We start from the raw sequence: 19129 nt of genomic DNA on the forward strand, positions 1-19129 counted from the left end.
GAGTAACCCTCCAAAATTATTTATTCTTTAGATAAGAATTTTTGTTTTCTTGTCTTGCTCTGGCAATCGATAAAGCATCTGCTGGTACATCTTTTGTTATGGTCGAGCCTGCTGCCACAAGGGCACCTTCGCCGACCGTTACTGGTGCAATCAGGTTCGCATTACAACCGATAAAGGCATTGTCCTCAATCTTCGTCAGATGTTTATTCTTTCCGTCATAGTTCACTGTTATTGTACCACAACCGACATTAACATCTTTACCAACTTCAGCATCACCGATATAGCTAAGATGAGAAACTTTACTTCCCTCACCGATAGACGCTTTCTTCACTTCGACGAAGTTTCCGATCTTCACATTATCTCCAAGCTGTGCTTGAGGGCGAATATGAGCGAATGGTCCAATATTGACATCATTTCCGATTTCACTGTCATGTGCTAAACTTTGCTTCACAACTGTGCGGCTGCCGATTGTGACATCCTTCACTTCTGAGTTCGGACCAATGATGGCATCTTCTTTGATAACTGTCTTTCCAAGAATCATCGTGTTTGGCAAAATTGTTACATCCTGCTCGATAACCGCATCTGTACTGATATACGTTGAATCAGGGTCAATGATTGTTACGCCATTACGCATATGCTGTTCATTGACACGACGCTTCATAATCTGTTCTGCTTGAGAAAGAGCTACCCGATCGTTTACACCCATTGTTTCGTCAAAATCAGGTGTCTGATAAGCGGTTACAAGCTTGTTATCTTTTTTCAACAGCTCAAGTACATCCGGAAGATAATACTCACCTTGGGCATTATCATTCGATACATTATGCAATGCTTGGAATAATAGCTTATTATCAAAGCAGTATGTCCCTGTATTGATTTCATCCACGAGAAGCTCTTGGGCATTCGCATCTTTATGCTCTACAATACGCAGAACCTCTCCAGAGTCACTGCGAATGACACGGCCATATCCTGCTGGGTCCGGCGCTTTTGCAGTCAATACTGTTGCACTCGCTCCTTGCTGTTCGTGATGATTAAGCAATGCTTGAATCGTTTGGCCTGTAATAAGAGGCGTATCTCCGCTTAAAACGACAGTAACACCCTCATTGTCTTTCAAGAACTCTTCCGCTTGCAGAACCGCATGTCCTGTACCAAGCTGTTCCTCTTGAAGGGCATATTCACTCACATCTCCAAGTTGGGCTTTTACGTCTTCTGCTCCGTGCCCGACAATGGTAATTAATTTATCTAATTGTAAAGAATTCAACTGGTCAGTAACATGCTGTACCATTGGTTTACCCATAACAGGATGCAGCACTTTGTACAGCTTCGATTTCATCCTGGTGCCTTTCCCGGCAGCAAGGATGACTGCATATCGGTTTGACATGCGAACCCTCCATTCTTTTTATCCTCTGTAAATATATCTTAAAATAATTGTCATTTCAACAGGCGCAGCGCTCGAATTCAAGTAATTCGAGACGTTTTTTTCTCCAATCAACTGGATTGTGAGCATAAAAATAACAGCTATCCCATATGTTAGAACAGCTGTTAATTTTACCTTTATAGAAGATGACGTCATTGTCATCTATTGAGCTCATATCAAGAAGCGCCAGCGGCTTCCTCATACTCCACTTCTATTTCTTCTCCTGCACGATGATATTCCTGCAGCACAGCATCCTGTATCTTGCTCCGGGTACCAGAGTTGATTGGATGCGCTACATCGCGGAATTCACCGTCTGGTGTACGTTTGGAAGGCATAGCGACAAACAAGCCGTTATTCCCTTCGATGACACGAATATCGTGTACAACAAACTCTTGATCCATTGTAATAGAAGCGATAGCACGCATTCTTCCCTCGGTATTAACGCGGCGTAATCTTACGTCAGTAACTTCCATTATGCTTCACCACCCTTACCTTATTTAGAACTTATTACCAGTAATTCTACATAAAGCTGGAAACTCCTGCTCCCAATAGAACTTTTTTAAAAATAAATCGGTAAGGTGGAAAAGCCGGATTAGTTAAAGTAATTACCTTTTTGTACTTCGACCCGCTGATTACGTACATCAACGTTTTGGATCTTAATTAATGACGTGTAATCTTCTACTACACGTTCTTCTTCTTCGTCCTCTGCTTCAGCCAATACGCCTATAGCAGTAACATTTGCATTGAATTCCTGCAAAAGACTCTTCATTCCGTTTATGGTTCCGCCTGCTTTCATGAAGTCATCCACAATACAGACATTAGCTTGATCCGGGATACTGCGCTTAGACAAAACCATCGTCTGAATCTTCCTGGATGAACCAGAAACGTAATTCACACTCACTGTCGAACCCTCTGTCACCTTCGGGTCTCGTCTAACAATGACAACAGGGACATTCAAATATGCAGCAGCTGCATAAGCAATCGGAATACCCTTTGTAGCGACAGTAACCACTACATCAATTTCGCGGTCATGGAATGCCGTTGCAAAAAGACGACCGATCTTATTAACTGTTGCTGGTTCTCCGAGTATATCGCTCATGAATAGATATCCCCCAGGAAGAAGCCTGTCCGAATCTGCCAGCTTTCTGCATAGCTCATCAATGAAAGCAGCACTGTTCTCCTTGGAGTATACCGGGATGTAGCGAACACCACCAGCAGCGCCGGATACAGATTGTAAGTACCCAATACCTTCATGTTGGAACATATCATTTATAATCGACAAATCCTCGCTGACGGAGGATTTGGCAGCAGCGTACGTCGTCGAGAAATATGGCAAAGACACCAATTGTTGCGGATGATTCATTAAATAATTCGTCATCGCAACCAAACGTTCACTTCTTTTCATCTCTACACCTCAAAACCGAATGTTATTGTTAGATAATAACATTCTCGTACGGATTTAATCAAGCTCCGTTCGCCCTCCGAGCATCCGTACAACATACACTTGTTCACAAAATCCTCTTAAGCTGTTGTAGATCCGATAAGCGCGGCTCTCCTGGGATACGAGAGAGAAGACAGTCGGTCCGCTTCCGCTCATCAGTACCGCATCAGCTCCTGCTTCAACCATTTGCTGCTTAATTTGTTTTACTTCCGGACAAAGTTTAAGCGTAACTGGCTCGAGTACATTACCGACCTTGTCACAGATCGATTGAAAATCTCCTTGCTCAATAGCATCGACCATACCCTCTGTATCAGGATGCTGAATATGATCGATTTTTAACTGCTGATAGATCGTCTGGGTGGATACACCAATTCCCGGATTAGCAAGTACAACCCAGCAAGCTGGCGGAGCTGGAAGTTCCTTAATCTTTTCTCCACGTCCAGTTGATAATGCTGTAGAACCGTATACACAGAAGGATACATCCGAACCAATTTTCGCACCGAGCTCAGCCAGCGTATCCAACGATAGCTGCAGATTCCATAGTGTATTCAGACCGCGCAGTACTGCCGCTGCATCACTGCTTCCTCCAGCAAGCCCAGCTGCGACCGGTATCTGTTTGTCTATGTATATCTTGACACCTTTATTGATATTATATGTATCCTTGATCAATTGCGCCGCACGGTAGGCAAGATTACGCTCATCGTTCGGAACAAAACGATTGTCCGATTCGATTTCGATCTTGTTCTCCTGTAACACGATTAACTCTATCCGGTCTGCCAGGTCGATCGTTGTCATAACCATCTCTACCTCATGATAGCCATCCGGGCGTTTATACAGTACGTCCAACGAAAGATTGATCTTAGCTGGCGCCTTTTCGAGCAAATACATGTCATGTCACCTACTTTAGTTGAATTTCTCCAAAATTGTATCATAAAAAGGAAGTACAGGCTATTCTGCCTAAAAAGAAGAAGCCCTCCTCTTCATAAAAAAAGAAGGGCTTCACTTTATTGCTTATCGCGCATCGACTGTTCGGCCATGGCAATGGCATACTTGACCATGTTCCCGGCGTCGCGGGAACGAATGCCGCCCCAGCCTTCCTTTTGTACGGTGTCGTAAAATCCAAGTTCCTTTGCAATTTCCTCTTTTAGTGCATCAGACATGATTCCTCTTCTTCTGCCCAAAGAAAACAGCTCCCTTCAGAGATTATCACGACATCCTTATTTTCTGCCCAAGACCGTACGCTATGCCTGTCAGATGTTTGCAAATAAGACAAAATAAAAAGCAGGGGACTAAGCCCCTGCTTTCGTTTATGCGTTATTTCGCAATTTCGTTTAAATCATCCGTATCAAAATCTAATTCGACTGTTTCGGTTAAGACATCTGCATAGCTATAGGAGACACGCTCAAACGCATTTTCATCTTGATCAAGTTCTACGATGAATACAGCTGGATACGTTTCCGCAAGTACTCCGCAACGTTCGATGGTTTTCTTTCTCCCACCATTAGCTTTCAATTTTAAACGTTTACCAATTTGTCCTTCGAGACCCTGCTTAATTTCCACTAATGTTTTAGCCACTGCACTCCACCTCACTGATCTAATCATAGCATATTTTAGGTATAGAGTCAAATAAAACTTTTTATTATAACAGCATACCAATTTTGATGTCAATGAAAAGATTAAATGTTTCTTATTTCACTTTATTCTTTCAAATCCATACAAAATTATGCATCAGTGGTAAATTTACGATAAGGCAAGGGTCTAGGCGTCTTCTTTCTCCTCGTCTGGATCCACGAAAGGCAACCCTGTCCGAAGCAGGCCGCGAGTTTCAATTCCACCAAGGCCGCGTTCTCCTGTCAGTGTATTTCGGAGTGCATCCCATACGCCCACTTTTTCCATAAACGGCGTGAATGCGATTTTGGCAACAATATAAACCGGGTCCAAGGCATGGATATTAATCCTGCTTGGAGAGCTTGCAAAATTCGCCCCTGCACGTATCAAAGATTCAAAATGAGATTGGCAAGCGCCAGCAAAGATGATTAATTGATCTAGATGCGGATACAAGCGACGCGCCTCCCTTACCGTTTCGACGAAATACTGGGAATTTCGATAGGCACGGATATCCTGCTTATCTCCTTTGTTTTTCTGAAAGGCATCATGTCCTGTAATGACAATAATATCTGGCTGAATCTTTTCCAATAGGGAAGCAATTTGAAGTGGCATTTCTTTTTCATTCAGGTGGACACCATGTACTTGGATGCCGAAGCGCTGATAAAAATCGATGCACTTTTTTAAATATGTCTTATCTCCATCTATGTGGAGTACCTTTGCAGGAATCTGGAAGTAATTTGGGCTATGCTGATAACCAGAGGTTGATTCATAATCCCGCTTATCCTTCATCAGCAGGTAATCCTGGCGAAAGAGGCGGTAGGAGTAATCTTCTTTATCCTGCCATGTTTTCTTGCGTTTCGTTATTTCACGTGTTCCAGTCTTTACAAGGTCATCCTTGGGGGCGTCTGCGATGAGTCGCATATCTTCTCCATGCAAGATGACCTTATTGGCTGTAAAGCTGGATACACGGAACATTAAATCGTGCTGATATGATATTCTAGTGACGATATCACCAATCGCCAAATCCATTCCGTTCACCTCACCCACCAAAGCTTTCTCCTACAGCGTATGATGGATGGGCAAAAATGTTCAGCCTTTAGCTGTAAAGGTATTCGCTAAAGCAGCGAATTCCTCCATCGAAAGCGATTCTCCTCTTCTTGTGCCATCGATTTCAGCTTCGTTCATGATTTCTTCGAGCTCGTCTTTAGAAAAACGAGAAGAAAAATGCCTATTCAGATTGTTACGCAATGTTTTTCGTCGCTGGCCGAATGATGCTTGAATCAGGTCGAAGAAGAATTTCTCATCCTCTACATGGACTGGGGGCTCACTGCGTACTGCTAGATGAAGAACAGCCGAATCAACATTTGGCTGCGGCATGAACGCTGTTTTCGGTACAGTCATCACGACGGCAGCTTCTGTATAATATTGAACTGCCAGCGATAAGGAACCATAGCTTTTCGTATTTGGAGAAGCGGCCATGCGGTCAGCTACTTCTTTTTGAATCATGACTGTTATGCTGGAAATCGGCAGATTCCGCGTAAGCAGATTCATCAATATCGGTGTTGTAATATAATATGGCAGGTTTGCGACGATTTTTACTTTTTGGTCGCCGAAATACTGCTGTAGCTCCTGCTCGACATCTGCCTTCAAAATATCCTCGTTTACGACTTTAACATTGTCATATGGTGAGAGTGTGTCCTCCAGGATAGGCAATAGACGCTGATCTATCTCAAAAGCCAATACTTTATTTGCTGCGATAGCTAGCTGCTCTGTCAATGCACCCATCCCTGGTCCAATTTCAATCGCACCAACATCTTCTGTTACTCCTGCATGATGGATGATATTCCGCAGGATATTTGTATCAATCAGGAAATTCTGCCCGAGGCTTTTCTTGAAGGAGAAATTATATTTCTTAAGCAGTTCCTTCGTCCTTGTCGGTGTGGAAATATGCCGTTCATTCGTCATTGTCTTCCTCCTGTATAATTTGCTGCATCGTTTCGACAAACAATTGCTCTGGTATCCGGAACATAGCAAGCCGTTTGAGAAGCTGCTTGCCATTTGTATGGCCGATAGACAGTCTTTCTCCAAGCTTTTCCCGCCGCTGTTTTGCTCTTGGTCCACCAAGGAGACCGTATGCTATAACAGCTTCCCTGGAGATTTCCGGTTCGTACATCTCGCTCATCTCATACACTTGCTCCAAGGCTGTCCGAATTGACTCAGCTGAAGCGTGCTCAATACCTATTCCTTTGTTATTACGTGCACGCGCTTTATCCTTTGACAGGAACGCATGCTTACATCCAGGCACTGCCTGGGAGACAATATGACGAATACGCTCACCGGGATAATCAGGATCAGTAAATATGATTACGCCTCGCTTCGCTTGTGCATGTCTTATTTGTTCAATGATACCAGCATGTATAGCAGATCCGTTTGTCTCAATTGTATCCGCCTGGATCGCCTGATTTATCTTAGCTGTATCGTCTTTACCTTCAACAACAATCACTTCTTTAATTTGCACGTTATACCCTCTATGATTTGATTTGATATAGTCTTTCTGCATTTCGCATTGTCAGCTCTGCCAATTCCTCGTACCCAATGCCTCGCAGCTCAGCAATCTGTTCAGCTACAAGCTTCACATAAGCAGGTTCATTGCGTTTGCCACGGTTAGGATGCGGTGCCAGATACGGACAATCTGTTTCAATCAGCAGCCGATCTGCGGGTACCATTTTCGCTACTTCCTTCGGTGCCTTAGCATTTTTGAAAGTGACAGGCCCGCCTAGGGAAATATAGAAGTTCATGTCCAGAAACTCCTGCACAAGATCCGCTTCATCACTATAGCAATGCATGATGCCTCCGACTTCAGCTGCATTTTCTTCCTTCAAAATCGGAATGATGTCCTGTGTTGCTTCCCGATTATGAATGATAATCGGCAGCTTAACGCGTTTAGCCAGCTGAATCTGCTTTCGCAGCACATCCTTCTGAATATCCTTTGGTGACTTGTCCCAGTGATAATCCAGACCCATTTCGCCAATCGCCACAACTTTTGGATGTGACGAAAGCTCCTCAATCCGATCAAGATCAGCATCTGTCATATCAATCGCATCAACAGGATGCCAGCCGATTGCTGCATAGACGAAATCGTATTTCTCCGCAAGCTCGATCGCCGAGGTGATTCCTTCCTCATCACAGCCAATAACTACAAGACGGGATACGCCCGCATCCTTTGCCCGCTGCAGCATCTCTTCACGGTCTTCAGCAAACTGCTTATCATTAATATGAGCATGTGTATCAAATAACATAGCATGATGTCCTTTCTATCTGTTAAAAAAGGAAAAACGCTTGCGTGCAAGCGTCTCCCCCTTGTTTATTATTTTACGATTGATCCATTTGGCAAATTCTGCTCCACTGTTGCCAGCGCAAGCTTGCCGTCTGCACTTTCACCGGACAGAATCATCCCTTCGGACATCTCCCCGCGAAGTTTAACCGGCTTCAGATTTACCACACAAAGCACTTTCTTGCCGACAAGCTCTTCTGGTGTATAATGCTCTGCAATACCAGAAATAACCTGACGCTTCTCTGTTCCCAAATCAAGCTGGATCTTCAATAGCTTATCTGCTTTCTTCACTTTGTCAGCAGCAATAACCTCCGCCACGCGGAACTCCAGCTTTGCAAAGTCCTCATACTGCACTTCCGGAAGTGAAGCCGCTTCCTGCTCCTTTTTCGGCTGTGCTTTTTTCTCTGGTTCAGGAATTTTCATCATGTTCTTAATTGCTTCCACTTCTACCTTTGCATCCAGACGAGGGAAGATCGGTCCTTCTTTCTTCACTTGACGACCTGTTTTTACTTCTGTTGTCAGAAGCGTATCCCAGTCTTGGCTTGCTTCTTCTACACCAAGCTGCGCAAAGATCTTAGCTGGTGTTTCCACAAGGAATGGGCGAAGCAAAATGGCTACTTGGCGCAGCACTTCTGCTAGGTGAGCAAGCACGTTTCCAAGACGATCCGCTTGGGCTTCGTCTTTTGCCAGCACCCAAGGCTTCGTTTCATCGATATATTTATTTGCTCGGCTGACTAGCTGCCAAATTTTCGCAAGAACAACGGAAAACTCCATGTTCTCCATTCCGTCTTCTACTTCCTTGACAGTTTGTTTCGCCATTTCTTCGAGCGCCTGCTCGAATTCCGTCTCTCCAGCAACATAAGCTGGCACAATACCTTCTTTGTATTGGCTGATCATAGCTACTGTACGGTTCAGCAAGTTGCCAAGGTCATTTGCCAGGTCAAAGTTCGTACGATCGACGAAACCTTCCGGTGTGAACACACCGTCTGCACCGAATGGCACTTCACGAAGCAAGTAGTAGCGAAGCGGGTCAAGACCATAGCGATCCTTCAAATCAACCGGGCTCACGACATTTCCTTTTGATTTACTCATCTTGCCGTCTTTCATTAGAATCCAGCCGTGTGCGAAGACTTTCTTCGGCAGCGGCAGATCCAATGCCATTAGCATGATCGGCCAGTAAATTGTATGGAAACGGACAATTTCTTTACTCATCAAATGAACATCGGCCGGCCAGTATTTCTGATAAAGACTATCATCATCAGAACCATATCCAAGTGCCGTAATATAATTGGATAGCGCATCAATCCATACATAAATAACGTGCTTCGGATTCTCAAGCACTTTTGGTCCCCATTCAAATGATGTACGGGAAACTGCCAAGTCTTCCAAACCAGGCTTGATGAAGTTGTTAATCATTTCATTCTTCCGGCTCACAGGCTGGATGAATTCAGGATTTTCTTCATAATACTTCAGTAGGCGGTCAGCATACTTGCTAGTCCGCAAGAAATAAGATTCCTCTTTTACGCGATCGACCGGGCCGCCGCAGTCCGGACATCTGCCATCGTCCAGTTGTGTTTCCGTGAAAAAGGATTCACAGGAAGTACAGTACCAGCCTTCGTATTGATCCAGGTAAATATCATCCTGTTCCAATAGTCTGGAGAAGATTTTCTGTACCGTTTCCTTATGACGCGGTTCAGTTGTGCGGATGAAATCTGTATTGGTAATCTCAAGCGTCTTCCATAAAGCTTTGATATCTTTTACGATATTGTCCACATATTGCTGTGGTGTTACACCTTGCTCTTCTGCTTTGCGCTGGATTTTCTGACCATGCTCATCCGTACCTGTCAAATACGCGACATCATATCCGCGCAGACGCTTATAGCGAGCCATCGCATCACCGGCTACTGTCGTATAGGCATGTCCGATGTGCAATTTGCCACTCGGATAATAGATTGGCGTTGTAATATAAAACGTTTTATTCTCTTTCTGCATCTGCTTACCCTCCATTAAGAAAAAAGCCCACCTGCGTGAGCTACTCGTATCGCTATTACACTTATCTCTATTGTAGCGACTTTCCGACATAAATTCCAATCCAGCAGAAATTTTTTTCTTTCCTGATGCGACATAAAAATAAGCACATATACGTATTTCTATGGTAATAATCCGACACATTAAGCGAATGTGTCGAATTCTGTCGAGTATTCGACAGAACTCTCCTATCATCTTTCTATTTAGATATCCCTATTTAATTTACTCTTTTTACATATACAACCATTATAATAGTATTAAATACCCAATAAATTCCCTTTCTTCTGTTTTTGCTACCAGCAACATGCTAAACTTCAATATTTTTGAATTGACACTTATGTAAATCACTGGTACGATAATCAATAGTTAAATTGTCGAATAATGACGAATAAACATATATAAACACCCGAGAGGAGAAACATTATATGAAATCAACAGGTATTGTACGTAAAGTCGACGAATTGGGAAGAGTTGTTATTCCAATCGAATTGCGCCGTACACTTGGAATCAATGAGAAAGATGCTTTGGAAATCTACGTAGATGATGACCGCATCATCCTTAAAAAATACAAACCGAACATGACTTGCCATATTACTGGTGAGATCTCCGATGACAACTTGTCTTTGGCTAACGGTAAACTAGTTCTTAGCCGCGAAGGTGCAGAAGAGCTAATCAACGAAATCCAAACACGTTTGAACAAATAATAAAAAACCGCTCCGGTTGGAGCGGTTTTTCTTTTTACTCAACATGATAAGCTTGATACACGTCTCGTTTAGGAAGCTGACGATCTACAGATACTTGCTTGATCGCTTGCTTTGAGGGCAATTCTTCATTTTCTATATACCAATCGACATGCTCTTGCACACTCATGTCCTGCCAAAAAGTCTGAACTTCTTCAAACTGCTCTGATTCTGAAGCTCCTTCTACTACAAGGCAGAACTCACCTCTCACTGTTTCAGAGGAAGCCCATTCCTTAGCTTCTTGTATAGTTCCTCGCAGAAACTCTTCATAGCGCTTTGTCAGCTCTCTGCCAAGCGCTATTCTTCTGTTCCCAAAAGCCTCGTCCAAGGCAGTGAGTGTTTCCTTCAAGCGGTGCGGACTTTCATAGAAAATCAGAGTTGCCGCCACTTTTCGCAGTTTCTCTAACTCCCCTGTTAGTTCCTTCTTCTTCCGAGGCAGGAATCCATAAAACTGATAAGCATCTGTGGAAAGACCTGACCCGACTAATGCGACAAGCGCCGCATTTGCACCAGGCAGTACGACGACCGGATAGTCAGCTGCTGCCGCTGCTTGAACCAATTCCTGACCCGGATCGCTAATAGCCGGCATACCAGCATCACTAACCAAACCAACATCTTTCCCCTCTTCCAGCAAATCGAGAAGCATCTGCTCTCGCGCTTTCCTATTGTGCTCGTGGTAACTGATTAGCGGTGTCGGAATCTCAAAATGGTTGAACAGTTTCTTCGTATTCCGTGTATCCTCTGCTGCGACAGTATGTACTTGTTTTAAAGTTTCCAATGCTCTTAACGTAATATCCTGCAGATTGCCAATTGGCGTCGGAATAATGAACAGCGTGCCTGTCTGATGTTCTTCAAAGCTTTTCTGTGATTGCATACGATTTTCCTCCTTCCTGGACAAGTGCCCATTTTCGATGCTTCGGAAGCTGTTTGATTCTGTATTCCTCCCGCAGAGCAGCTTGCCTTGAGTCAAAAAAACGGATATAAACAAGGATGAATGGACCCCTGCCTTTTGTATATTTTGCCCCTTTACCGGTGGCATGCTGCTTTAAACGTTTCGCGAGTGCATTTGTGTATCCAGTATACAGACTTCCGTCCTTGCACTTCAGCATATAGACCATATGCTCACTTGCTGCCATACAGGATTTCCTCTAATTCTTCTGTATATCCTCCAGCTTCCTTGTGAGAATATAGCGGCGGAAGAATCTTCAAACCAGGATTGCCATTGCGAATCCCCTCTATCAGGAGGATATTAGCCTCTTTCCCAGGCTTCGGATAGACAAGCCGCATCCGTTTTGGTTCGATTTTCTGTGCCCGCATACTTGTGACAATATCGAGCAAGCGATCCGGACGATGAACAAGGCTAACCTTTCCACCTGGTTTTACGAGTTTACGGCATGCTAGAATAACATCATCCAACGTACACATAATTTCATGACGCGCAATGGTCAAGTGCTCATTTAGATTCTGCTCGTTTTTGCTTGGAGTCTTGAAATAAGGAGGATTACATGTAATTGCATCAAATGGACCATTTCCTAAGACAGCTGGCATCTCTTTCAAATCACCATGTATCATCTCCACTTGATCGTCCAACCCATTCAGCGCAACATTCCGCACTGCCATATCATAAAGACGCTCCTGAATCTCGACACCTGTTACCTGCGCTTTTGTCCTTTTGCTGAGCAATAAAGGTATCACAGCATTACCGGAGCATAAATCCAATATTCTTCCTTTTGAAATTGGGATTGCTGCAAAATCAGCCAGGAGTACTGCATCCAATGAAAAGGCAAATACAGTCGGGCTCTGGATAATGCGCATGTTTTCATCAGCAAGCAAATAATCCAGCCGCTCATCCCCTTTTAATTCCACCATACACTTAATTCCCTTCTTGTTTTTTTACAAAAAAGGACCTTCCCTACTAATTGTAAGAAAGGCCGCCACATCATTTATTCTTATTCAAGAACGTCAAACAGAACAAGCAATCTTCATTACGTCTCGGACTGCCGAAATGCACATTACAGATATGGAAACCTTCTTCATATAAACGCGCCAGGTTATCATATCCTTCGCCAATCTGCGCATCCTTGGACGGTGAGCCAATGCTTCCGGCTTTCTGTTCCTGTTCAGCTTGGCCATCTAGACGATTGCGCAGGTGATGGTTTTCTACCGTCAGACGGTTATTCTCTTCCAATAGCTCCGCTACATGACCCTTTACATCGCCCAGCTGCTTGTACAGCTGTCCGATTTGCTCTTCCATCTGTGTGACATGCTCCAGTATTTCCTTCTTGTTCACCGTCTCTCCACCCCATTATTCCATGGCTTGCGTTGAGATAACTCCTTCTTCGATCAGTTCATCTAAGGTATACTCAATAACCCGTTCCTTTTCCGGCACTTCAATCTGAACCAACCGTTCCAAAATGTTCAAGCCGACTACCTTACCCGATCCGTAAGAAGTCCGAATCGCTTCACCCAAATCCGGAAGCTCACGTTTCGCCTCTTCATACTCATCATTTTCATACTTCAGACAGCACATCAGCCGTCCGCATAGACCGGAAATCTTCGCTGGATTCAACGATAGATTCTGATCCTTCGCCATCTTGATTGATACCGGCTCAAAATCACCCAGGAAAGTGGAGCAGCAAAGCATTCTGCCACAAGGACCAATACCGCCTAGCAGCTTCGCTTCATCTCGCACCCCAATTTGTCTAAGTTCAATTCTAGTCTTGAAGACTGCAGCCAGATCCTTCACCAGGTTCCGGAAATCGACCCGGCCGTCTGCTGTGAAGTAAAAGATGACTTTATTTCGATCGAAGGTATATTCGACTTCGACCAGGTTCATGTCAAGCTTATGCTCTCGAATCTTCTTCTCACAAACCTTATGTGCCTGCGCAGCGTTCTCTGTATTTTCCGCCACGGTAAATTTATCTTTGTCTGTTGCGATACGAATTACCTTTTTCAGAGGAAGGACGACATCCTCTTCATCCACTTGCTTATCTGCAAGCACAACTCGTCCGAATTCTACGCCGCGAACAGTCTCTACAATAACATAATCGTCCAAAGCAACCGAAAGTTTGCCCGGATCGAAGTAATAAATTTTACCCGCCTTTTTAAAACGGACACCAATGACTTGCATCTACCCATTCACCTCTGCATCTGAAGTGTCAATTTTTCCATAACAAGTGCAGGATGGACATTCTGGTCTAATTGGCGTTTCGCTTCCATAACGGACTGCAAGCTATCAGTAGCTCGCTGCCTCGTCCAATGGCGAAGGCTGTTCTCAAGCCTGTCTTTCTCCTGTATATAGATAATGGAATCCGGCCTGTCAGCATAAAGATAGATAATGTCTTTAAACCACAATAATAGCAGATGTAACGCCAGCTGCTGCAGCTCGCGATCCTTCATCACAGGCATCCATTGACTATGGATAAACAAAAGCGCTTCGTTAGGCCTGGTTTCCAGCACTTCTACTAATTGTACCACTAGTTTTCGCGCTTTAGCAAACCACTCTTGACCGGAAATCTCCATTGCTTCCTCATAATTCTGCGTCAGCTGGGACAAAAGTCGGGCTGAAGATTGCGGAAGACCTTCCGAAATCAGCAATTCCTCGAACTGTCCTGCATGCAAAGGCTGCAGTGCGAGGATCTGACACCTGGATTGAATTGTCTGAAGTAATGCTTGGCTATTTTCCGTCAATAGGATTGCTGTTGTATGAGCACCAGGTTCCTCTAGAAACTTGAGTAGGCGATTGGATGCATTGGCTGTCATCTTATCTGCGTCTTCCATTACGTATACCTTGCGATCGGATTCCATACCAGTATAGGAAAATTCCTTTTGCAGCTGGAGAATCTGATCGTTTTTTATAGAGGCACCATCTGGTACAATCCAATGGAGATCCGGATGGTTGCCAGAATCGATGCGGCGGCAATCCTTACATGCATTGCAAGGCTCTGCGTCCTTGCGGTTCTTACAAAAGATACTCTTGGCAAACAAGCGGCTCAATGCCGATTTGCCAGTTCCACGCGATCCTTGGAATATGTAGGCATGAGAAATACGATCGCGTTTCAGGCTGTTGACGAGCATTTTACTGACAACAGGCTGTTTTGTAGACATTTCAGCCCAATTTAACATAACGTTCTTCCTTTATTAGTTACTTCACGTGTAAAGATTGAAAAGGAGCCCTTTGATCTCTCCAATCAAACCGAGAACACCGATTTGCTGCTTTTCCTGATCCATCAGAATTTCCGTCAGCTCCATCAGCTTCTCATCGATCAGCCGCACAGTCGTGAGCTTCCTGGACCCATGCTGGTTCCAGGAATGCTCATGGTGCAGTTCCATCCCATTGTCCTTTACATCTTCCATGAACTTCTTAATCTTGCGTTTATACAAAGCAAGCTCCCGGAACGAACGCGTACGCGCGAGCCGTTCTCCTTGCTTGGTAATGTCCGTGATCAGCTGCTGCAGTTCTTGTCCCTGCAGTTTCCTTCTTTGGGACTGCACCAGATCCTGGAACCTTTTCGGCTCAGCTGGTGCCTGTGTCGTATTCTTACGTGCAGCATCGAGCTGTGCACGTAAATCAGGACCGATTTTCAACGGTATTGTCTCCTTTGTTTAGAACTTTATAAAGGAATCGACAGGAAGCACGAAAACAGTAGCTCCGCCAACCTCTACTTTAACAGGGTTCGGGATATAGGAATCCGCATTGCCTCCCATTGGAGATATCGGCGCCACCATCTGATTGCGCTGACTGCAGTTGTCCTTGATAATATCTAGCACATCATCGACTTGATCATCCTCACAACCAACCATAAGCGTCGTATTCCCTGCTTTCAGAAAGCCACCTGTAGTGGATAGCTTAGTCGTCTTGAAATTCTGATCTCCGAGTGCATCTGTCAATCTGTTGCTGTCTTTATCCTGAATAATTGCTAATACTAGTTTCATCTTATTTCCTCCTCCATGTCTTTTCCATCACTTTTCTTTATCTTGCAAAAAAGCCATGATCGCTTGCACAGCATTTTCAGCTACGTCAGCAAGCGGTTTGGAAGCATCTAGTGTCACATAGCGGTCCTTGTATTGTTCCCGAAGAATCTGATACCCTTCATAGACACTTTCATGGAAGGATAATGCTTCTAAGTCCAATCGATTCTGTTCTCTACCTTTATTCTCCGAAATTCGTGCTAATCCTGCTTTTGGTGAAATATCAAAGAATAATGTCAAATCCGGCATGGTAGTTTCAACAGCAAATCGATTGATATCCATCACTTCCTCCATCCCAAGACCGCGTGTATAGCCCTGATAAGCCAAGCTGCTATCCACAAAACGATCGCATAGTACGATCATTCCCTTTTTCAGCGCTGGCCACACCTTTTCAACCAGATGCTGTCTTCTGGCAGCTGCATAAAGCAGTGCTTCTGTACGGCCATCCATGCTAGTATTGGCTGGATCCAGAATGACTGCACGGATTGCCTCCGCTATCTCGATCCCGCCCGGCTCACGTGTGGCAAGTACCTGATAGCCTTGTTCTTCTAAACGAGCTGTTAAAAGCGGTACCGCAGACGTCTTGCCCGCACCTTCTCCGCCCTCCAGCGTAATAAACAATCCTGTCAAAATAATTCTCCTTCGTTTGTGCCTCTATACGTAAGCATCCCTTCTTCGATATGTTCATTTTGAAAAGAGATGCTGCTATTCTTCCACAATTGTATCATTTCCACATGCTGTTTTGTAACGATTTCTCCTTTTGCCAGTACCGGTATACCTGGCGGATAAGGAATAATTGATTCTGCTGCAATACAGCCGACAGCCTCGTCCCAATTTATAAAGACTGGCTGCTGCTCTTCCATCTCTGCATAACTTACAGCAAGCTCCTGTATCGGTTCAGAGAAAAGATGAGCTGCTTGGACAGGGCTGATAGATGCTGGTTCCTTCATATCTTCTATAGCTGTTCTGACACGATCCAAATTGTCTTCTGATAGTATTTCTAATCCATGGACAAGCAAAATATGCCGATCAGTTACTAATTCTGGATAGATACCGGATGACTCCAGCATATTAGCAAGCTGTCTCGGCTGATAACCCTGCCCTACACGTAAAACGATTTTTAGCCAGTCACCATCCTGGCTCTCCACTTCCCATAAATCCGACGCAGAAAGCAGTTTACGAAAAGCTTCAACAGCAGTATGAAGCTTATTCATATCCTCCGCTGTACGAGTAGCTAAGTACTTCCTGGCTGTATCAAGTGAGGCAAGCAGCAAATAAGACGGACTGCTTGACTGCAGCATCCGCAAGTAACGATCAATAGAAGCGATGGAGATAATCTGGCTGTTCAGATGAAGATAGGAACTCATCGTGAACGCTGGCGCCATTTTATGAGCGGACTGGACGACAACATCTGCTCCAGCCTCTAAAGCGCTTAAAGGGAGTGTCTTGGCGGTCTTTAAATGAACCCCATGGGCTTCATCCACTAAAACAGGTACCCTGCTCGCATGTGCCATCTCAACGATTTCTTTCAAATCAAATACCGAACCGAAATAGTCCGGATACGTTAATATAAGTGCTTTTGCCTCCGGATACCTTTGAATTGCCTTTTGTATCGTATCCTTCCTGGGGTGAGTATATCTCTCTTTCTCTTTATCATATGCAGGCGCCAGAAAAACGGGCTTTGCTCCAGCGAGCTCCAATCCGTTCAGTATCGATTTATGACAGTTGCGCTGCACGAGAACTATTTCATTTTTTTTGATGCTTCCGAGAATCATTGCTACATTTCCAACTGTACTTCCACTAACTAGGAAACGTGTATGCTTTGCACCAAAATAAGACGCAGCTAGTTCTTGTGCTTCTGCTATAACCCCTTCAGGAGCATGAAGATCATCCAGCCCCGTTAGTTCCGTCTGATCGAGTAATGCAGCGGTTCGAAAGAATGATTCCTCTTCAAAAAGCTTTCCATGTTTATGCCCTGGTACATGGAACGATATTGGATCTTGTTTAGCGAACTGTACTAACTTATCGTATAGCGGCGTATCGAACTGATTCATTTCATTTCTTCCTTTGAGCTTTTTCACTTATTATACGCACACATATAAAAAGAAAAAAGCCTAGCTTAGGCTTTAGTGAAATGTCATTTGGTTCAGGTTACGAAGTTTCTTCACAAAATAGTGATATTGAACTTCCTTCGGTTCTGTCTGGACGATTTTCTGTTCACATTCTCTGCAGATAAATAAGCGATAAAGATGTATACCTTCTTGTTTTTCTTGGTCACAAATACCGCATAAGCATTTTTTGTTCATCATTCTCCACCTCCGTTAGGTTAGTTTCTCCTAAACTAACGAACATCATACCTGCTAATCTTGTAATCTAAGTTTATGTTCAACTTGCAGAGATGTTGTTTGTACGGTTTGTACGTATTGACGTTGTCATATTAGGTTCTGATTCCCTTTTATAAACTATAGGAGAATAGGAAACTTGCTAATAAAAACTGCAACAGGCAGCGCAGATGGACAAGCAGGTTGGGACTATCCGAAAAAGTCTTTTCAAAAAGGCTGATTTTTTTTACACTAAAATAGAACATACGTTCGTTTTTGGTTGAAAGGGGGAACATAATGATGTGCAGCAAGGAGAAACCCGAACAAGGAAAATTTCATCCAAATGCAGCCTTGATGCAAGGATTCCTGAAAGATGAACAGCACCGCATTGTTTACGAACAAGCAGAACGTTATCCTTCCGAGGCAAACCTGCAAAAGCTTAATGCTGCTTTTCAGCAATTTTATACAGAAATACAATTAACCAATTATCTTACGATGACACTTAGCTATTATGCGAGAAATTACAGCAAACAAGCAGCAGTACTTCAAGGCAGAGAATTAACAGTCCTTGATCAGCCAGCAAGCGAAGAACAAGAAACAAGTAAAAAGGAGATGCTCGTAGCCAAGGAAGATCAGACTGTGTACAGCTGGGAACAGGCCATTCATGATCCAGCTCTCTTAACTGCTATTCAGGACTTGCCTACTAAACAGAAACAACATTTAGAGCTGCATTTTATCCATCAGCTGACTCATACTGAAATTGCTGAGAAACTGGACATCTCCCAGCAAGCTGTTTCAAAGTCAATTCAATCTGCACTTAGGAAACTCCGTTCAGTCTTGCCGGAAGGAGACGCGCCATGACGACAGAAACCATTATTTCTATGATCGGTAACCTTGGCTTTCCTATAGTAGTCTCATTTTATTTGCTCATACGTCTTGAGCAGAACATTAAGCGCCTGGAGCAAACACTGCAGGCGCTAATAGAGCAGATTCAAAAAGGAGGAAACTAAAATTGAACACATTACTTGAACTTACAATTAAAGCAAAAGCTGAAGATAAGGCTGCACTGGAAACTATGCTTATCCGATTTCAGCCAAAGATCCGGAAACTGAGCAGTTCTGCACCATATGCATGGAAAGAAGACATGGAGCAGGAGCTGTATATCCAGCTAATTAAAGCCATTCATCGATTTGAAATTCAAGAGGTGGAGCCTCAGTGGAATTTCTCTCATCAATTTCATTCCGCAATATAAAAAATCCCTGATCCTAATTG

The 19129-nt window shown here is 43.9% G+C and carries 26 protein-coding genes; 4 read left to right on the forward strand and 22 right to left on the reverse strand.

Translation table 11 applies throughout. The features are described 5' to 3' along the window. Positions 1 to 16: 16 nt before the first annotated feature. The 11 genes from glmU to metG all read right to left on the reverse strand — a co-directional run bounded on the left by glmU (position 17) and on the right by metG (position 9789). On the reverse strand, positions 17 to 1378 hold the full coding sequence (gene glmU, locus CHH48_RS18725) for a bifunctional UDP-N-acetylglucosamine diphosphorylase/glucosamine-1-phosphate N-acetyltransferase GlmU (protein WP_095220753.1): 1362 nt from the start codon (positions 1376 to 1378) through the stop codon (positions 17 to 19). 212 nt (positions 1379 to 1590) lie between these two features. Continuing rightward, positions 1591 to 1887: a septation regulator SpoVG gene (gene spoVG / locus CHH48_RS18730; RefSeq protein ID WP_038562451.1), complete on the reverse strand. Its 297-nt coding sequence runs from the start codon at positions 1885 to 1887 to the stop codon at positions 1591 to 1593. A 119-nt stretch (positions 1888 to 2006) separates the two neighbouring features. Further along, positions 2007 to 2819 (reverse strand): pur operon repressor, encoded by an 813-nt coding sequence (gene purR, locus CHH48_RS18735; RefSeq protein ID WP_095220752.1) that lies wholly within the window; start codon positions 2817 to 2819, stop codon positions 2007 to 2009. 54 nt (positions 2820 to 2873) lie between these two features. Beyond that, positions 2874 to 3743, reverse strand: coding sequence for a 4-(cytidine 5'-diphospho)-2-C-methyl-D-erythritol kinase (ispE, locus tag CHH48_RS18740; protein ID WP_095220751.1), 870 nt, complete (start codon positions 3741 to 3743; stop codon positions 2874 to 2876). A gap of 116 nt (positions 3744 to 3859) precedes the next feature. Beyond that, entirely contained in the window at positions 3860 to 4036 is a 177-nt protein-coding gene (locus CHH48_RS18745) for a small, acid-soluble spore protein, alpha/beta type (RefSeq protein ID WP_038562461.1), read from the reverse strand. A gap of 133 nt (positions 4037 to 4169) precedes the next feature. Beyond that, a complete protein-coding gene (gene veg / locus CHH48_RS18750; protein WP_038562465.1) occupies positions 4170 to 4430 on the reverse strand; it encodes a biofilm formation stimulator Veg in 261 nt (86 codons plus the stop codon). Positions 4431 to 4613: 183 nt separating this feature from the next. Further along, positions 4614 to 5492, reverse strand: a complete 879-nt coding sequence (gene yabG / locus CHH48_RS18755; protein ID WP_095220775.1) for a sporulation peptidase YabG — start codon at positions 5490 to 5492, stop codon at positions 4614 to 4616. A gap of 60 nt (positions 5493 to 5552) precedes the next feature. Continuing rightward, complete coding sequence (gene rsmA, locus CHH48_RS18760; RefSeq protein ID WP_095220750.1) at positions 5553 to 6428, reverse strand: 16S rRNA (adenine(1518)-N(6)/adenine(1519)-N(6))-dimethyltransferase RsmA; 876 nt, start codon at positions 6426 to 6428, stop codon at positions 5553 to 5555. Next, positions 6418 to 6981 carry a ribonuclease M5 gene (gene rnmV, locus CHH48_RS18765; protein WP_095220749.1) on the reverse strand — a complete coding sequence of 188 codons (564 nt, stop codon included), beginning with the start codon at positions 6979 to 6981 and terminating at the stop codon, positions 6418 to 6420. The genes rsmA and rnmV overlap by 11 nt, the downstream gene beginning before the upstream one ends. A gap of 10 nt (positions 6982 to 6991) precedes the next feature. Continuing rightward, the gene (locus CHH48_RS18770; RefSeq protein WP_095220748.1) at positions 6992 to 7762 is read right to left on the reverse strand and encodes a TatD family hydrolase; all 771 of its coding nucleotides are present in this window, start codon (positions 7760 to 7762) and stop codon (positions 6992 to 6994) included. A 68-nt stretch (positions 7763 to 7830) separates the two neighbouring features. Then, positions 7831 to 9789 (reverse strand): methionine--tRNA ligase, encoded by a 1959-nt coding sequence (metG, locus tag CHH48_RS18775; protein WP_095220747.1) that lies wholly within the window; start codon positions 9787 to 9789, stop codon positions 7831 to 7833. Between the two features lie 461 nt (positions 9790 to 10250). On the opposite strand from metG, the gene CHH48_RS18780 reads away from it, so the two are divergent. Further along, the gene (locus tag CHH48_RS18780; protein ID WP_038562480.1) at positions 10251 to 10529 is read left to right on the forward strand and encodes an AbrB/MazE/SpoVT family DNA-binding domain-containing protein; all 279 of its coding nucleotides are present in this window, start codon (positions 10251 to 10253) and stop codon (positions 10527 to 10529) included. A gap of 34 nt (positions 10530 to 10563) precedes the next feature. Here the strand turns inward: CHH48_RS18780 and rsmI are convergent, their stop codons facing one another. The 11 genes from rsmI to CHH48_RS18835 form a co-directional block, all read right to left on the reverse strand. Beyond that, positions 10564 to 11439: a 16S rRNA (cytidine(1402)-2'-O)-methyltransferase gene (gene rsmI, locus CHH48_RS18785; protein ID WP_095220746.1), complete on the reverse strand. Its 876-nt coding sequence runs from the start codon at positions 11437 to 11439 to the stop codon at positions 10564 to 10566. Beyond that, positions 11417 to 11701: a GIY-YIG nuclease family protein gene (locus tag CHH48_RS18790; RefSeq protein WP_095220745.1), complete on the reverse strand. Its 285-nt coding sequence runs from the start codon at positions 11699 to 11701 to the stop codon at positions 11417 to 11419. The genes rsmI and CHH48_RS18790 overlap by 23 nt, the downstream gene beginning before the upstream one ends. Beyond that, positions 11688 to 12434 (reverse strand): tRNA1(Val) (adenine(37)-N6)-methyltransferase, encoded by a 747-nt coding sequence (locus CHH48_RS18795; RefSeq protein ID WP_095220744.1) that lies wholly within the window; start codon positions 12432 to 12434, stop codon positions 11688 to 11690. The genes CHH48_RS18790 and CHH48_RS18795 overlap by 14 nt, the downstream gene beginning before the upstream one ends. Positions 12435 to 12504: 70 nt before the next feature. After that, positions 12505 to 12855: a DNA replication initiation control protein YabA gene (gene yabA / locus CHH48_RS18800; protein ID WP_095220743.1), complete on the reverse strand. Its 351-nt coding sequence runs from the start codon at positions 12853 to 12855 to the stop codon at positions 12505 to 12507. Between the two features lie 15 nt (positions 12856 to 12870). Then, entirely contained in the window at positions 12871 to 13695 is an 825-nt protein-coding gene (locus tag CHH48_RS18805; protein WP_095220742.1) for a PSP1 domain-containing protein, read from the reverse strand. 8 nt (positions 13696 to 13703) lie between these two features. Next, on the reverse strand, positions 13704 to 14690 hold the full coding sequence (gene holB / locus CHH48_RS18810) for a DNA polymerase III subunit delta' (protein ID WP_095220741.1): 987 nt from the start codon (positions 14688 to 14690) through the stop codon (positions 13704 to 13706). 24 nt (positions 14691 to 14714) lie between these two features. Further along, positions 14715 to 15152, reverse strand: coding sequence for a YaaR family protein (locus CHH48_RS18815; RefSeq protein ID WP_095220740.1), 438 nt, complete (start codon positions 15150 to 15152; stop codon positions 14715 to 14717). Between the two features lie 18 nt (positions 15153 to 15170). Next, on the reverse strand, positions 15171 to 15500 hold the full coding sequence (locus CHH48_RS18820) for a cyclic-di-AMP receptor (RefSeq protein WP_038562504.1): 330 nt from the start codon (positions 15498 to 15500) through the stop codon (positions 15171 to 15173). 27 nt (positions 15501 to 15527) lie between these two features. Continuing rightward, positions 15528 to 16166 (reverse strand): dTMP kinase, encoded by a 639-nt coding sequence (tmk, locus tag CHH48_RS18825; RefSeq protein WP_095220739.1) that lies wholly within the window; start codon positions 16164 to 16166, stop codon positions 15528 to 15530. Next, positions 16163 to 17590, reverse strand: a complete 1428-nt coding sequence (locus CHH48_RS18830) for an aminotransferase class I/II-fold pyridoxal phosphate-dependent enzyme (protein WP_095220738.1) — start codon at positions 17588 to 17590, stop codon at positions 16163 to 16165. The genes tmk and CHH48_RS18830 overlap by 4 nt, the downstream gene beginning before the upstream one ends. 72 nt (positions 17591 to 17662) lie before the next feature. Next, on the reverse strand, positions 17663 to 17845 hold the full coding sequence (locus CHH48_RS18835; protein ID WP_095220737.1) for a sigma factor G inhibitor Gin: 183 nt from the start codon (positions 17843 to 17845) through the stop codon (positions 17663 to 17665). A gap of 309 nt (positions 17846 to 18154) precedes the next feature. Between CHH48_RS18835 and CHH48_RS18840 the strand changes: the two genes are divergently transcribed. The 3 genes from CHH48_RS18840 to CHH48_RS18850 are packed head-to-tail and all read left to right on the forward strand — an operon-like array spanning position 18155 to position 19109. Further along, the gene (locus CHH48_RS18840; protein WP_095220736.1) at positions 18155 to 18718 is read left to right on the forward strand and encodes a sigma-70 family RNA polymerase sigma factor; all 564 of its coding nucleotides are present in this window, start codon (positions 18155 to 18157) and stop codon (positions 18716 to 18718) included. After that, positions 18715 to 18867, forward strand: coding sequence for a YvrJ family protein (locus tag CHH48_RS18845; RefSeq protein ID WP_084160723.1), 153 nt, complete (start codon positions 18715 to 18717; stop codon positions 18865 to 18867). Before CHH48_RS18840 ends, CHH48_RS18845 begins: the two co-directional genes overlap by 4 nt. Positions 18868 to 18869: 2 nt before the next feature. Continuing rightward, positions 18870 to 19109, forward strand: coding sequence for a helix-turn-helix domain-containing protein (locus tag CHH48_RS18850; RefSeq protein ID WP_095220735.1), 240 nt, complete (start codon positions 18870 to 18872; stop codon positions 19107 to 19109). Positions 19110 to 19129: the final 20 nt, after the last annotated feature.

The organism is Terribacillus saccharophilus, from assembly GCF_002272075.1.
GTDB classification, from domain to species: Bacteria; Bacillota; Bacilli; order Bacillales; family Amphibacillaceae; genus Terribacillus; species Terribacillus saccharophilus_A.

Bases quoted from the DNA above. Each gene is read 5' to 3' on its own strand.
- glmU (WP_095220753.1), bottom strand. From the start codon at position 1,378: ATGTCAAACCGATATGCAGTCATCCTTGCTGCCGGGAAAGGCACCAGG.
- spoVG (WP_038562451.1), bottom strand. From the start codon at position 1,887: ATGGAAGTTACTGACGTAAGATTACGCCGCGTTAATACCGAGGGAAGA.
- purR (WP_095220752.1), bottom strand. From the start codon at position 2,819: ATGAAAAGAAGTGAACGTTTGGTTGCGATGACGAATTATTTAATGAAT.
- ispE (WP_095220751.1), bottom strand. From the start codon at position 3,743: ATGTATTTGCTCGAAAAGGCGCCAGCTAAGATCAATCTTTCGTTGGAC.
- yabG (WP_095220775.1), bottom strand. From the start codon at position 5,492: ATGGATTTGGCGATTGGTGATATCGTCACTAGAATATCATATCAGCAC.
- rsmA (WP_095220750.1), bottom strand. From the start codon at position 6,428: ATGACGAATGAACGGCATATTTCCACACCGACAAGGACGAAGGAACTG.
- CHH48_RS18770 (WP_095220748.1), bottom strand. From the start codon at position 7,762: ATGTTATTTGATACACATGCTCATATTAATGATAAGCAGTTTGCTGAA.
- metG (WP_095220747.1), bottom strand. From the start codon at position 9,789: ATGCAGAAAGAGAATAAAACGTTTTATATTACAACGCCAATCTATTAT.
- CHH48_RS18780 (WP_038562480.1), top strand. From the start codon at position 10,251: ATGAAATCAACAGGTATTGTACGTAAAGTCGACGAATTGGGAAGAGTT.
- rsmI (WP_095220746.1), bottom strand. From the start codon at position 11,439: ATGCAATCACAGAAAAGCTTTGAAGAACATCAGACAGGCACGCTGTTC.
- CHH48_RS18790 (WP_095220745.1), bottom strand. From the start codon at position 11,701: ATGGCAGCAAGTGAGCATATGGTCTATATGCTGAAGTGCAAGGACGGA.
- CHH48_RS18795 (WP_095220744.1), bottom strand. From the start codon at position 12,434: ATGGTGGAATTAAAAGGGGATGAGCGGCTGGATTATTTGCTTGCTGAT.
- CHH48_RS18805 (WP_095220742.1), bottom strand. From the start codon at position 13,695: ATGCAAGTCATTGGTGTCCGTTTTAAAAAGGCGGGTAAAATTTATTAC.
- holB (WP_095220741.1), bottom strand. From the start codon at position 14,690: ATGTTAAATTGGGCTGAAATGTCTACAAAACAGCCTGTTGTCAGTAAA.
- CHH48_RS18820 (WP_038562504.1), bottom strand. From the start codon at position 15,500: ATGAAACTAGTATTAGCAATTATTCAGGATAAAGACAGCAACAGATTG.
- CHH48_RS18830 (WP_095220738.1), bottom strand. From the start codon at position 17,590: ATGAATCAGTTCGATACGCCGCTATACGATAAGTTAGTACAGTTCGCT.
- CHH48_RS18835 (WP_095220737.1), bottom strand. From the start codon at position 17,845: ATGATGAACAAAAAATGCTTATGCGGTATTTGTGACCAAGAAAAACAA.
- CHH48_RS18840 (WP_095220736.1), top strand. From the start codon at position 18,155: ATGATGTGCAGCAAGGAGAAACCCGAACAAGGAAAATTTCATCCAAAT.
- CHH48_RS18845 (WP_084160723.1), top strand. From the start codon at position 18,715: ATGACGACAGAAACCATTATTTCTATGATCGGTAACCTTGGCTTTCCT.